This window comes from Streptococcus oralis (assembly GCF_001588645.1).
GTDB lineage: Bacteria > Bacillota > Bacilli > Lactobacillales > Streptococcaceae > Streptococcus > Streptococcus oralis_AB.
The window spans coordinates 82,371-95,877 of the sequence record NZ_LAYF01000001.1; the positions used below are offsets into that span (position 1 = coordinate 82,371).

The 13,507-nt window shown below is 43.3% G+C and carries 14 protein-coding genes; 2 read left to right on the top strand and 12 right to left on the bottom strand.

The window, feature by feature from the left end:
- Positions 1-7 precede the first annotated feature (7 nt).
- Complete coding sequence (locus A0739_RS00395) at positions 8-517, bottom strand: SAG1386/EF1546 family surface-associated protein (protein ID WP_061586686.1); 510 nt, start codon at positions 515-517, stop codon at positions 8-10.
- Positions 518-562: 45 nt separating this feature from the next.
- Here A0739_RS00395 and A0739_RS09920 point away from each other — a divergent pair, with 45 nt between their 5' ends.
- The gene (locus tag A0739_RS09920) at positions 563-766 is read left to right on the top strand and encodes a ferredoxin (RefSeq protein ID WP_196755691.1); all 204 of its coding nucleotides are present in this window, start codon (positions 563-565) and stop codon (positions 764-766) included.
- A 75-nt stretch (positions 767-841) separates the two neighbouring features.
- Here the strand turns inward: A0739_RS09920 and A0739_RS00400 are convergent, their stop codons facing one another.
- The 6 genes from A0739_RS00400 to A0739_RS00425 form a co-directional block, all read right to left on the bottom strand.
- Positions 842-1,825: a glycosyltransferase family 2 protein gene (locus A0739_RS00400; protein WP_196755692.1), complete on the bottom strand. Its 984-nt coding sequence runs from the start codon at positions 1,823-1,825 to the stop codon at positions 842-844.
- A complete protein-coding gene (gene galE / locus A0739_RS00405; protein ID WP_061586687.1) occupies positions 1,809-2,828 on the bottom strand; it encodes a UDP-glucose 4-epimerase GalE in 1,020 nt (339 codons plus the stop codon). The genes A0739_RS00400 and galE overlap by 17 nt, the downstream gene beginning before the upstream one ends.
- A 101-nt stretch (positions 2,829-2,929) precedes the next feature.
- Positions 2,930-4,033, bottom strand: a complete 1,104-nt coding sequence (locus A0739_RS00410) for an NAD(P)/FAD-dependent oxidoreductase (protein WP_061586688.1) — start codon at positions 4,031-4,033, stop codon at positions 2,930-2,932.
- Between the two features lie 16 nt (positions 4,034-4,049).
- Positions 4,050-4,847, bottom strand: coding sequence for a Nif3-like dinuclear metal center hexameric protein (locus A0739_RS00415; protein ID WP_061586689.1), 798 nt, complete (start codon positions 4,845-4,847; stop codon positions 4,050-4,052).
- Positions 4,834-5,511: a tRNA (adenine(22)-N(1))-methyltransferase gene (locus tag A0739_RS00420; RefSeq protein WP_061586690.1), complete on the bottom strand. Its 678-nt coding sequence runs from the start codon at positions 5,509-5,511 to the stop codon at positions 4,834-4,836. The genes A0739_RS00415 and A0739_RS00420 overlap by 14 nt, the downstream gene beginning before the upstream one ends.
- A gap of 101 nt (positions 5,512-5,612) precedes the next feature.
- The gene (locus A0739_RS00425) at positions 5,613-7,949 is read right to left on the bottom strand and encodes a cation-translocating P-type ATPase (RefSeq protein ID WP_061586691.1); all 2,337 of its coding nucleotides are present in this window, start codon (positions 7,947-7,949) and stop codon (positions 5,613-5,615) included.
- Positions 7,950-8,081: 132 nt separating this feature from the next.
- Here A0739_RS00425 and A0739_RS00430 point away from each other — a divergent pair, with 132 nt between their 5' ends.
- Positions 8,082-8,831: a lysophospholipid acyltransferase family protein gene (locus A0739_RS00430; RefSeq protein ID WP_061586692.1), complete on the top strand. Its 750-nt coding sequence runs from the start codon at positions 8,082-8,084 to the stop codon at positions 8,829-8,831.
- 42 nt (positions 8,832-8,873) lie between these two features.
- Here A0739_RS00430 and A0739_RS00435 read toward each other — a convergent pair whose 3' ends face one another.
- The 5 genes from A0739_RS00435 to rpsO form a co-directional block, all read right to left on the bottom strand.
- Positions 8,874-9,566: an alpha/beta hydrolase-fold protein gene (locus tag A0739_RS00435; protein ID WP_061586693.1), complete on the bottom strand. Its 693-nt coding sequence runs from the start codon at positions 9,564-9,566 to the stop codon at positions 8,874-8,876.
- Positions 9,547-10,557, bottom strand: coding sequence for an ABC transporter substrate-binding protein (locus A0739_RS00440; protein WP_061586694.1), 1,011 nt, complete (start codon positions 10,555-10,557; stop codon positions 9,547-9,549). Before A0739_RS00440 ends, A0739_RS00435 begins: the two co-directional genes overlap by 20 nt.
- Before the next feature lie 19 nt (positions 10,558-10,576).
- Entirely contained in the window at positions 10,577-11,332 is a 756-nt protein-coding gene (locus A0739_RS00445; RefSeq protein WP_049499986.1) for an ABC transporter ATP-binding protein, read from the bottom strand.
- A 1-nt stretch (position 11,333) separates the two neighbouring features.
- Complete coding sequence (locus tag A0739_RS00450) at positions 11,334-12,380, bottom strand: FecCD family ABC transporter permease (protein ID WP_061586695.1); 1,047 nt, start codon at positions 12,378-12,380, stop codon at positions 11,334-11,336.
- A gap of 619 nt (positions 12,381-12,999) precedes the next feature.
- Entirely contained in the window at positions 13,000-13,269 is a 270-nt protein-coding gene (gene rpsO / locus A0739_RS00455; protein ID WP_001018251.1) for a 30S ribosomal protein S15, read from the bottom strand.
- Between the last annotated feature and the right edge of the window lie 238 nt (positions 13,270-13,507).

A 13,507-nucleotide genomic window follows, 5' to 3' on the forward strand; every position in this document is an offset into this window, starting at 1 on the left:
CCGACTCCTATCTTGTCTTGATGACATCACCTGGGTTAGCAAACCAAGAGCCAGATGACATATGAGAAGGATTCAATGCTTCCAACTGGGCAATGGAAATCCCTGCACGTTGTGCAAGAGCTGCTTCACCCTCTCCAGGCTGTACTGTAAGTGTTCCTTCACCCTCTGTAGTATGTTCTTCCGAACTGCTCTGTGAAGGTGTTGATTCAGAAGAAGCTGTTTCCTCTACCTTGCTACTTGAAGAGGATGATTCTTCCACTTTTGAAGTGGAAGTGCTAGCAGGTGCTGAAGGATCATAAAAATCCTTCAAGGCAGCCGTGCGGTTGCTTCCTCCAGTAGAAAGGTAAATCAATACGACAACCATTGCTACAACGATTACAAAGAAGAGGCTAGCTAGAACTGTCAAGACACGATTGGCAACAACGCCTTTTCCCTTTTGTTTACGGTGACGACGTTCCGATCTTGATTCTTCCTCATTGTTTTCATAAATATCTTCTTGCCATGGTTCTTTTTCCATACCTTACTCCTTGTTTTTTTTACATTTTCTTATTACAATATAAATATGAAAATCACACTTATACCCGAACGGTGCATCGCCTGTGGGCTTTGCCAAACCTATTCTGAACTCTTTGATTATCACGATAATGGAATCGTTCGATTTTGCGATGATCCAGTTGAATTGCAAAGAGAAATCGCTGAGACCAGCGATGTTCTGGAGGCCATCAAAAATTGTCCTACAAGAGCACTTCTAAAAGATCCATCGTAGGAAGCAGGGAATAAATATAATTGATTTTTTCTCATTTTTCCCACACCTACTAGTTTAGCATATTTCTAGGTAAAATTATAGTCTTTTTTGGTTATTTTTTCCTTCAATAATAGAAAGGTCACTTTTTTCTTTGATGAGATAGAGTGGTCTTTTTTTGGTCTCTAGATAGATCTTACTGATATACTTGCCTAGAATCCCAATGGTCAGAAGTTGAATCCCTCCAAGAAAGAGAATGACAGCCATCAGAGAGGTCCAGCCAGATGTCGGATTTCCCAAGATAAGAGTCCGAAACACCACAAAAACAGTCATCACAAAAGAAATAAAACAAGATAGGAGTCCCGCTACAAAGGCTATACTTAAGGGAAAATCTGAAAAGTTGAGAATCCCTTCAATCGAGTAGAAAAAGAGCTGCCTAAAACTCCAACTGGTCTTGCCAGCCTGTCTTTCAACATTTGGATAGTCAAGATAGTGCGTTCGAAAACCAACCCAAGCAAAGAGACCCTTAGAAAAACGATTGGATTCGGTCAAGGCTAAAATAGCATCCACCACCGACCTTCTCATCATCCGAAAATCACGGACACCCGAGGGCAGAGCTACGGGGCTGATTTTTTGCATGAGGCGGTAAAAGAGATCGGCACAGAAGCTACGAATGAAGGGTTCTCCCTCTCGACTAGTTCTCCGTGTCCCAACACAGTCTAAGTCTGCATTTTGGTCTAGTAAGGCTTTCATCTCAAGTAGCATACTAGGAGGATCCTGAAGGTCTGCATCCATCACGACCACCAAGTCTCCACTTGCATGCTGCAAACCTGCGTATAAGGCCGCCTCTTTCCCAAAATTTCGCGAGAAAGAAATGTAATGTACCGCAGGATTTTGCATCCGATAGGCCTTTAGCAAGTCTAAGGTTCCATCGCTAGACCCGTCATCCACAAAGACATACTCGATCTCTGCTCCCAATTCTGGAAGCAGTGCTTCAACAGACTGATAAAAAAGAGGAAGTACTTCCTCTTCGTTTAAACATGGGACAATGATTGAGATCATCATCTTAGTCTTCAAATCCATTTGGATGCTTGCTTTGCCAACGCCATGCGTCTTCACACATTTGCGTGATACTGAGTTCTGCTTCCCATCCCAGTTCAGCTTTGGCTTTTGCAGGGTCTGAGTAGCAGGCAGCGATATCACCTGGGCGGCGTTCTACGATGCGGTAAGGAATTGGACGTCCCACCGCTTTTTCCATGTTTTGGATAATTTCAAGAACTGAATAGCCTTTACCTGTTCCAAGGTTGTAAATGTTAAGGCCTGAACCTTTTTGGATCTTTTGTAGAGCTGCAACGTGACCTTTGGCTAGGTCTACAACGTGGATATAGTCACGAACACCTGTTCCGTCCTCAGTTTCATAGTCATCACCGAAAACTTGCACTTGCTCTAGTTTACCAACTGCTACTTGCGCAACATAAGGCAAGAGATTGTTTGGAATTCCATTAGGATTTTCTCCCAAGTCTCCACTTTCATGCGCTCCGATTGGGTTGAAGTAACGAAGCAAGACCACATTCCATTCTGAGTCTGCCTTGTAGATATCCGTCAAAATTTCCTCTAACATGAGCTTAGTACGACCGTATGGATTGGTCACTGAAAGCGGGAAATCTTCTAAGATTGGAACAGTGTGAGGATCTCCGTATACTGTCGCCGAAGAACTGAAGATGATGTTCTTACAGTTGTTTTCTTCCATGGCTTTCAAAAGGCTGACAGTTCCTGCGATATTGTTATCATAGTAGGCAAGAGGGATGCGTGTTGATTCGCCAACAGCCTTCAGACCAGCAAAGTGAATGACACCAGTTGGTTCTTCCTGCTTGAAAATATCTCTGAGTGTATCTGTGTCACGGATATCTGCCTCATAGAAAGGGATCTCAACTCCTGTGATTCTTTCAACAACTTCTAAACTTTTACGATTGCTATTGACAAGATTATCCACCACAACCACTTGATGACCTGCTTGGATCAACTCAATAACAGTGTGGGTTCCGATAAATCCAGCACCACCAGTTACCAAAATCTTTTCTTGCATCTTTTTTCCTCGATTCTCGGATTATTTTTTCTTATTTTATCATTTTTGATAGGGAATGTCATTTGACATCCTAAACTACCTGCTAAAATTTCAGTAAAATTTTATTCTCTTTTTACTCGTTTGACATAGTTTGCAATGGGATAATTTTCAGGGTCCAAGGTCAACTCCTTGTCTTGGACCAGCTGGGCTAGATGGTAACCGATGATCGGCCCCGTTGTGAGACCTGATGAACCTAGACCACTAGCCGCATAGACACCTGCCAATCCTGGCACTTGTCCAAAAAATGGGGAGAAATCACTGGTGTAGGCACGGATTCCCACACGCTCACCAGATGATTTCGCTTCTGCCAAGGCTGGGTAGTGAGGCAAGGCTGCCTCCTCCATTTGATGGAGCAAGGTTTCATCTACCGTCAAATCAAATCCCATATCATTTTCATGAGTAGAGCCCAAGGACAATTTCCCACCTGAAAAAGGGATCAAATCCCATTCCCCCTCTGGCATGACAACAGGGTAAGTTTCCATATCTTTGGAAATCTGATAATCTCGGAGTTGTCCTTTTTGGGGACGAACATCTACCTCATATCCTAAAGGCTCCAAAATGTCCCTCAACCAAGCTCCCGTTGCTAGAATAACCTGATCAAACACCTCTTCGCCAATCTGATAGCCGAATGTTAAAGGTGTCAGACTCACTTTTTCTTTGACCAGCTTGACTTGACTAGCTTTTAGCAAACGAGTCACTAAGAGTTGGCCATCTACTCTCGCTCCACCAGAAGCATAGAGCAGGCGGTCAAATCCCTGCAAGCTAGGAAATAATTCATTTGCAGACGCTTGGTCTAGAATGGCTAATTGACCTATCAAGGGAGATTCTTCCCTACGCTGGAGTGCTAGTTCATAGAGTTCTTCTAACTTGGATTCATCCTTTTTCAAGAGAAAAACTCCCGAACGCTGGTAAAAGTCGATTTCCTGTCCTGACTTTTCTAAATCAGCCAACAAATCCACATAAAAGTCAGCCCCCAAGCGTGCCATCTTATACCAAGCTTTATTACGGCGTTTGGAAAACCAAGGACTGATAATTCCCGCTGCTGCCTTGGTAGCCTGACCCTGACCATGGTCAAAAACTGTTATCTCTAGGTCAGCTTCTTTAGAGAGGTAGTAGGCAGCTGTCGCCCCCACAATCCCTGCTCCAATAATGGCAACTTTTTTCATTATCTTCACCTTCTAACTAAATATGGTGGAAAGGATTGGTTGATGCTTGACTAGGTAAAATATCAATGCCCCAGCCCTTATCTGCCTTCCATTGAGTAAGGAGTGCAGCAATTTTTTCCACAAAAAGCACTTCGATATAGTGACCTGGGTCCAATGCTAGCAAACCATCAGACAGCATATCCTGAGCAGTATGGTAGTAAATGTCACCAGTGATATAAACATCTGCTCCCTTAGCTAAAGCATCCTTATAAAAAGATTGCCCGCTGCCACCACAGATGGCCACTCTTGAAATAGACTTCTGCAAGTCATTCTCTTGATAATGCACCAATCGCAGGCCGTCTAGGCCAAAGACTTGCTTGACATGCTGGGCCAATTCCCCAAAGGTCTGAGGCTGAATATTTCCAATACGACCAATCCCACGTTCTTGGCCTGTTTCCTGGAGATAAGTCGTCTCCTCAATGCCTAGCATCTGGCAGAACCAGTCATTGAGACCATTCTCAACGATGTCAATATTGGTGTGACTGACATAAACTGCGATGTCATGCTTAATCAGGTCGATGTAAATCTTATTTTGCGGATGGCTAGCGACCAAATCCTTGATAGGACGGAAAATCGGCGCGTGCTTAACGATAATCAAGTCCACACCCTTTTCAATGGCTTCAGCAACCGTCTCTTCACGAATATCCAGAGCAACCATGACCCTTTGAATATCCTTGTCTAGAGTTCCAATTTGCAGGCCACGACTGTCTCCCTCCATGGAAAATTCCTGAGGACAAAAGTCTTCATAACGTTTAATCACTTCACTTGCTAACATGGAGCACCTCCTTGATGGCTTGAATCTTATGAGCTAGAACTTGACGTTCTTCTCGATTTTTCTCTGGGATTTGGTCAAGAGCAAACTCTAACTTAGCTGCTTCTTTTTGCCACTTTTGAACGAAGACTGGGCTGACTTCTTTGGACAAGAAGGGGCCAAAGCGAACATCACTGGCTGATAGCTTCATTTGTCCCGCTTCCACCACCAAAATCTCGTAGAATTTGCCAGATTCTTCTAGAATGCTTTCTGCTACGATCAGAAAACCGTGGTCTTGCAACCAAATGCGCAAGTCGTCTTCACGATTATTGGGCTGGAGGATCAAACGTTCTACATTAGCTAGCTTTTCCAAACCTTCCTCCAAGATCGTAGCAATCAAACGGCCACCCATACCAGCAATGGTGATAACGGAGACTTGGTCTGCCTCTTCAAAGGCTGCCAAGCCATTTGCTAAACGAACTTGGATTTTCTCCTTTAAGCCGTGAGTCTCAACATTTTTCACCGCTGACTGGTAGGGGCCTTCCACCACCTCACCTGCAATGGCGCTTTTGATTTGGCCTCTCTCGACTAACTCAATAGGCAGATAAGCATGGTCACTCCCCACATCTAGTAAAATGGCACCTTGCGGTACAAAGGACGACACCAATTCTAATCTCTTTGAAATCATCTTCTCTCACTTTCCAAAACTCTATTACCTTTTATTATACCATACTTCAGCTAGCAATCTTGCACCTAAAAAGACCGCAATCCACAGATTGCAGTCTTTCTTTATTTTGTAGCTTGGTAACGACTAGTTAGAATGAAAATCACCGTAAATACCAACATCATAACCCCATAGACAGGTAATGTTTGTCCTGTAAGTGTCGAAATTTCAAGCAGTTTCTGGATTCTTGGGAAGAGAGCTGTGGCTAGGAAGCCTCCTACTGACCAAACAATCAAGAGGACACGCCAGAGGGTAAATGGCATGCAGGCTCTAAATACGGATAAGAAACCGATAGACCCAAGGAGATAATAAAGTAGGGTTGAGATTTCTAACTCTGACCAACCTTGGCTAGCCCCAAAGATTTTGACAAACAGAACGCTGAACACGACCATAAGGGCACTTGGTAGGGCACGAAGCATGGATCTTCTGAGGAAGTTTGGTTCAACAGGTTTGATATTTCGCTCAAAAGTCAGAACGAATGGCGGGAAACCTTCCACGAATTGGTCGATCATGGTAATTTGAATCGGAATGAAGGGGAAAATCAAAATCCACTCAGACCGTCCCAGAAGAACACTGGCTATACAGATAACTGCTAACAGGAAAGAATAGATAGTTTTAATCAAGAAAATCGGTGCGATATGGGCGATGTTATTAACCACGCGACGACCTTCAAAGAGAATCTCAGGAACATCATTAAAGTCTGAGTTCAAGAGAACTAGATTGGCAATCTGGCGAGTCGCCGGATCTCCCTCCGCCATCACGATCGAACAATCTGCCTCACGAAGGGCCAGGATATCATTGACTCCGTCTCCTGTCATAGCCGTTGTATGACCTGCTTTTTTCAGCGTTTGGATGATGAGTTTCTTTTGATGAGGGGAAACACGTCCGAAAATAGCTGTCTCTTCAGCCATGGCAACCAATTCCTCATCTGTGATTTTTGAGCAATCTACATAGCTGTGATAGTCTACAAAGCCAGCCTTCTGGGCAATGCTGGATACTGTAACGGGATTGTCGCCAGAGATAATCTTGAGATCCACTTCCTGGGAACGGAGATAGTCTAGCGTCTCAGCTGCTCCTTCTCGAATGGGGTCCAAGATCTCCAGCAGGGCCAGGGCTTGAATGTCAGACGGTTTCTGTGGTTTGTGATGATCTAGTTTTTCCTGACTGAGGGCCAAGACCAAGACACGCGAGCCTCTCTCTAGGGCCTCTCTAGCTTCTGGGACTTCAGAGTCCAACAACATCTCAGGCGCACCTAAGAAAACCGTTCCTAGCCCTTCTAACTCCATAGCTCCCCACTTGCGGTCGCTAGAGAAAGGAAGATTCGAAAGCATAGGATAGGAAACCTGACCTTGGAAACGCTGGCGAATGGCTTGGGCTGTTGGATTTTTATCCTCACTATGAGCTATGTAACTAGTCAGAATGTTAGTAATAGCCTCGTCACCATAAGTTTCCGTCAGAGGAAGAATAGCCTCCACCTGCATCTTTCCTTGGGTGATGGTGCCCGTCTTGTCCAGACAGAGCATATCCACGCGCGCCAAGGTCTCGACAGAGTACATCTCCTGCACCAAGACCTTTTTCAAGCCCAGCTTGATCACCGCAGTCAAGAGCGAAGTAATGGTCAAAAGGGCGATTCCCTTGGGCAACATACCCAAAAGGGCTGTTGACGAATTTACAACGGATGACTTGAGGGGCAAGCCTTTTAACATCAAGGCTTCTAGCAGGAGAGCTAGACCAAAGGGAATGATAATCTTCCCAGTAAAACCAGCTAGCTTGTCCAGCGATTTCATGATACGGGAGTTGATTGGTTTCACTGTCTTAGCTTCCAGCATGAGTTTGGCAGCATAGTTGTCTGCCCCGACATGATGAACTTGAGCCAAAACTGCGCCACTGGCTAGGAAACTTCCTGATAAAAGCAGAGCATCCACTTCTTTTTGCACCAAATCACTCTCACCCGTCAACATAGCTTCATTGACTTCCGCAAATCCTTCCAGAACCAGAGCATCACTAGGGATTTGCTCTCCAGCAGACAGACGAATGACATCTCCTAGAACCAACTCTTCTGGATCGAGAGCAACTTCTTGACCATCACGGATGGTTTTGACCTTTTCCTTAGTCATGAGATTGAGCTTGTCCACCATGTGTTTAGCCCGCAGCTCGGTCACAATCCCAGAAAAAGCGTTAAAGCAGATAACGGCAAAGAAAACCAGATTGCTCCAAGCCTGTACAAAGGCAAGCGCTAGGGCAATAACAAAGTTTAATGCGTTAAAAAGTGTAAAAACATTTCGTTTGATGATTTGCCAAGTACTGGTACTCGCCGAAGCGGTAAAGTCATTGACCAAACCTTGAGCCTGTCTTTCCTTGACTTCTCTTTGGGTTAATCCCATAATCTTATTTTTATCCATAAATTCTATCATATCATTTTTTTTAAAAGAATTCTAATCCCATCTAAAACTGTTGGCTGATAACTGAAAAAGTTTGCCAGTAGTCTTTTGATAAGGTATAATAATAAAAGCAATACAATCGAAGGAGATCTCATGTTTTATACTTATTTGCGTGGACTAGTCATGCTGATCTTGTGGTCCATCAATGGCAATGCCCACTATCACAATACTGATAAAATCCCTAGCCGAGACGAAAACTATATCCTCGTCGCACCTCACCGTACCTGGTGGGATCCTGTTTACATGGCCTTTGCGACCAAGCCAAAACAGTTCATCTTTATGGCCAAAAAAGAGCTGTTTAACAACCGTATCTTTGGCTGGTGGATCCGTATGTGTGGCGCCTTTCCTATCGACCGAGAAAAACCTAATGCCTCTGCTATCAAGTACCCTATCAACGTCCTCAAAAAAAGCGACCGCTCTCTCATCATGTTTCCAAGTGGGAGCCGTCACTCAAATGATGTCAAGGGTGGAGTTGCCTTGATTGCCAAAATGGCTAAGGTTCGCATCATGCCTGTTACCTATACCGGTCCCATGACCTTGAAAGGCTTAGTCAGCCGTGAACGTGTGGATATGAACTTTGGAAATCCTATCGATATCTCAGACATCAAGAAAATGAATGATGAAGGGATTGAAATGGTTGCAAACCGTATCCAAGCAGAATTCCAACGTTTGGACGAAGAAACCAAGCGATGGCACAATGATAAAAAACCAAACCCACTCTGGTGGTTTGTTCGAATCCCAGCCCTCATCCTTGCTGTGGTTGTTGGTGTCCTGACGATTATCTTTACCTTCTTCGCAAGCTTTATCTGGAATCCAGATAAGAAGAGAGAGAAACTTGGTTAAAAAATACAATTATCCCTTGGCTTTTGCCAAGGGATAATTCTTTTATTCGATTTTCCATTTTTGGGACAACCAGTTGGAAAAGGCTAGAAATCGTTCAGCTACTTGCTCATGGTGTCCATAAGAATCAAAGGCAAACTGGCCAGTCGGATAATGTTTCTGAAGACTGGTATGGATCTGCTCAGCATAAACTGGTGCTTGAGCCAAGCGATTGGTATGATAGGCTCCTTCTGTTTGACCATTCTGTAAATACAGCAAACAGTCCAAATTTTTCACCTTTTCTTCCCTGCAATAAGTCGTAAAATCAGGATACCAAAAGGAACCACAGATAGAGAAGATACAGGAGATCTTGTCAAAGCTGAAAAGACTGTAAACTGCCGCCAAACCACCTAATGAATACCCTCCATAGGCAAGACGATCTTCGTCCAGATGATAAAGCGACTTCAGCTTGTCTAAAAGATCTCCAAATAAATGACCATGATAGGCATTTGCCTGACCACCAAAATCTGGAGCCCCCTCTCTCAGAGCAACTGCCTTCCATGGAGTGTAGTCATCTAGGCGATTTTTAGAAGTCAAGCCCACTAAAATCACAGATTCTGAAAGGGAAGATAGGAAATCCAAGTTTCCATCATTCAAGAGAATAGCTGGATAGGTTTGATTGGGATCATAGGTCGAAGGAAGGCTGACCTTGACTTGGATCCCTTCCCAATCAAACTCATTATTTATTGATAAAGTCATTGATTTTCTCAAGGGAATCAATCACTGCTGGACCATAGTCCATCAACTCATCGTAAGAAATGGTCATGATTTTTTGATTCTTAATTGCAGGAACGTTTTCCAAAACTTCATTTGCTTTCATCAACTCTACTGCGTTGGCATCCAATTTTTTATTGCGGTCGCTGGTTACATAGATAATCAACTCAGGATCCATTGACACGAGATTTTCCAAGGTTAAGCCTGATGTTCCCGTTGCAACGTTTGTATAACCAAGTTGATTCAACAAGCTTTCTTGCAAAGCAGACTTGTAGGCACCAAAGGTTTCATCATTATAAGCAACCATAATCAAAGCCTTTTTCTTTTCACCTTGGCTTGCTGGGTTTGCTTTCTTAACAGCGTCAATTTTAGCTTGTAATTGGGCTGCGTATTCATTGGCCTTGTCCTGAACATTGAAAATCATTCCAAGATTTTTGACATCTTCTACGATATTTCCCAAATCTTGCTGAATCGTTGAGAGAGAAGCTTTTTGCGTATAGACTGGGATTTTGTTTTCATTCCAAGCGCTAACTGTCCCCAAGGATTTTTCAGAAAACATCATGTTTCGACCCATCACCGCATCTGGTTCATAAGAAAGGACTGTTTCTTGTGAGACTGTTTTTTTATCCCCAATTTGAGGAATGGTCGCGATCGCGTCCTTGTATTTGTCTGTTACAGCATTGTCAGGGTTGAGCATGCCAGCAATTTTATCCTTCAAGCCTAACTCCAACAAAATTTCAGTGGTTGAAAGATTGTTGGTGATAACTTTTTCAGGCGCCTTGTCAAAGACTTGTTCGACTTCATTTCCCTTAACATCATAGGTTTTAACCGTTAACGGATAGGTCGTCTCTGTGCTGGCCTTTTGACTTGTTTCTGTGCTAGACTGTGTGGTAGCTTTTTCTGTAGTAGTGTTACCACAAGCTGCCATGGTTAGGGTAGCTACTGTTACGAGTAAAATACTGAGTGTTTTTTTCATTTTGTTTTCCTTTTCATTTTTATAAATAGTGAATCATGGCTTGCTGATCCTCGGTCCAAGTCACCTGACTTTGAACTCCATATACAGTTTGCAATGACTCAGGGGTGATGGTCTCCTTTGGAGTCCCTTGGTAAAGGATTTCTCCCTCTTTCATCAGATAGAGATAATCCGAATAGCGACAAGCAAGTTGAATATCATGTAGGACAGCTAGAACATTGACCTTGAGATTTTTTACAATGGCTAACAAGTCTAGCTGATACTTGATATCCAGGTGATTGGTTGGTTCGTCCAGCAGCAAGAGAGTCGGTTCTTGCGCCAAGGCGCGTGCTAATAAGACTCGTTGCTTTTCTCCACCTGACAGAGATGAATAGAGACGGGTTTTCTTCTCAAGCATATCCACCTTGACGAGAGCATCTTGAACGATGGCATAATCCCTTTCCTTTTCCTTCTGTAAAAAAGAGAGGTGGGGAGTCCTTCCCAGCAAGACAATTTCCTCAACTGTACAATCAAACTGCAATTGATTAAACTGGGTGACAACTGCCATTTGCTTGGCTGTTTCTTTGAGTGACCAATGCTCCAGCGGCTTTCCATCTAGGCTTATCAAGCCTTTGTCCGCCTTTTCCTGGCGATAGAGGAGTTTAAGCAGGCTGGTTTTTCCACTTCCATTTGGTCCTAGTATCGTGTGAAATTGATGCCCCTCAACCTTAAGAGAAACTCCTTTGAGGATTTTTTTCTCTCCTAGTCCAAAGTGGACATCCTGACACATCAAATCCATATCAGACCCTCACCTCCCTTCGCCTACCTCCTACAATGTAGATGAAGAAGGGAGCACCTACTAAGGCTGTGAAAATACCAATCGGCAACTCGGCATTTGGAATGATGACACGAGAGAGTACATCTGCCCAGACGACAAAGAGGGCACCCAGTAAGGTCGCAACGGGAAAAAGTCTTCTGTAATTCGTTCCTACTAACCCTCGAGCTAAGTGAGGAGTAATCAGACCAACAAATCCAATAATCCCACAAGTTGCCACTAAGACTGCTGTCAGCACAGCCACCATGGTCACATAAAGATACCAATAAAAGCGTAAGGGAATCCCCAAAGTTAAAGCAGCCTCATCTCCCATCATCATCGCATTAAAAACACGATACTGAGTAGCGAAAAATAGAAATGCCAATCCTACTACTATAGTTGGCAGGACTAAGTCAGACCAGGTAGTCCCAGCAAGCGAACCCATGGTCCAAAACTTAATGGTCATCACACTGTCCGTATTAGCACCAACTGAGATAATAAAGTTGGAAAATGCCAGAAAGAGAGCATTGACCACCGTTCCTGATAAAATCAGACTAGAAGTCGTCATCCTTCCCTGCATAGAGGCAATGATGAGGACAGCAATGGTTGCCAAAATAGCTCCTAAAAAAGCTCCAAGGCTAATCATCACTTTTAAACCAAGAATGATGCTTAGGGTTGCTCCTAGAGTTGCACCCGCAGAGATGCCTAAGACATAGGGCTCAGCAATGGGATTGTTCACTGTAGACTGCATCACGCTACCACACATGGAAAGACCACCCCCTACTATCAAGCCTAACAATACTCGGGGGAACCTCATGTTCCATACAATGGCAAGAGTAGACTTGGAAACCTCTCCTATCTCAAGAGGAAATCCCAATCTGCTCAAAATAATCCGATAGGTATCGCCTAGATCAATCGCAACTGATCCCATAGAAACTGCCAGAAAGAGCGAAATTCCTAAAACACTTAGCAAAATACCTAAAAACAACACAAATTGCAAATCTTGTCGGCTTCCAGAAAGTTTGGAAAGCATGAAAACCTCCTTAGACAAAATTAAAAATTTAGAAAATTCTCATAAAAAAGTATACCATATTTCTATTAGATGAACAAGGATGTAAATATATATAGAAAAAGCCCTCTGAAGTCAGAGAGCTGATTTGAGCTCGGGCTAAAATCCTAGCGACAAAGATGAAACTCCTTGTGCTCATCGAAGACTGTGTCGTTTCCCTATTTTCATACGGATTTTTGGCGCCCTTAGCATCATAATTCTTGCTGGATAAAACGTTTATAAACTAGGCGACAAGCCCAAGATTGTACGAAAATGATAGTGAAACAAAAAATCTCCCCGAAGGGAGATGATCTGGTTTATTTTACCTTACAGTGCTAGGAACCGTAACCAATGATAATACTTGAGTATATCGAGGTAAGGTGACAAAAGTAAAAAAGCTACCCAATATAGAGTAGCTTCATTATCAAGACATGCTCAATTGGACACGGCCTAAGCAAGCGGATAAAAACAAAAAGCTCTCTGAAATCAGAGAGCTTTATTCTTGCTGGATAAAACGTTTATAGACTAGGCGACAAGCCGAAGATTGTACTGATGGTACATCGAGGCGAAGGCAACGAAGTATAGAAACGTTTTAGACGCAAGATTAACGACGAAGTCCTAGAGAGTTGATCAACTCACGGTAACGGTTAACGTCGTTTTTACGCAAGTATGCAAGCAAGTTACGACGGCGACCGATTTTCTTCATCAATCCACGGTAAGTAGCATGGTCTTTTTTGTGTTGCTTGATGTGTTCGTTAAGGTGGTTGATTTCCCAAGTAAGGACAGCAACTTGAACCTCTACTGAACCTGTATCACCTTCGTGACGTGCATATTGTGCGATGATTTCATTTTTTTTCTCTTTTGAGATTGCCATGATGTTTCTCCTTTTTATTTGGCTTCATCCGAGTGACAGGTTGGCATGCCTGTAACCAAGAAGAAGTTATTTGTCTTTACGACAGTTCTTATTCTACCAAGAAGCAGGGACTTTGTCAACTGATTTACTGTTTAAACCCTTGAATTACTCTACTGATTTCAGGACTTCGAGCATATCTACCTTTCTTACAATCAGGTCACTCTTTACTATCATTATAACGCTTTTTCAACTAGTTGGA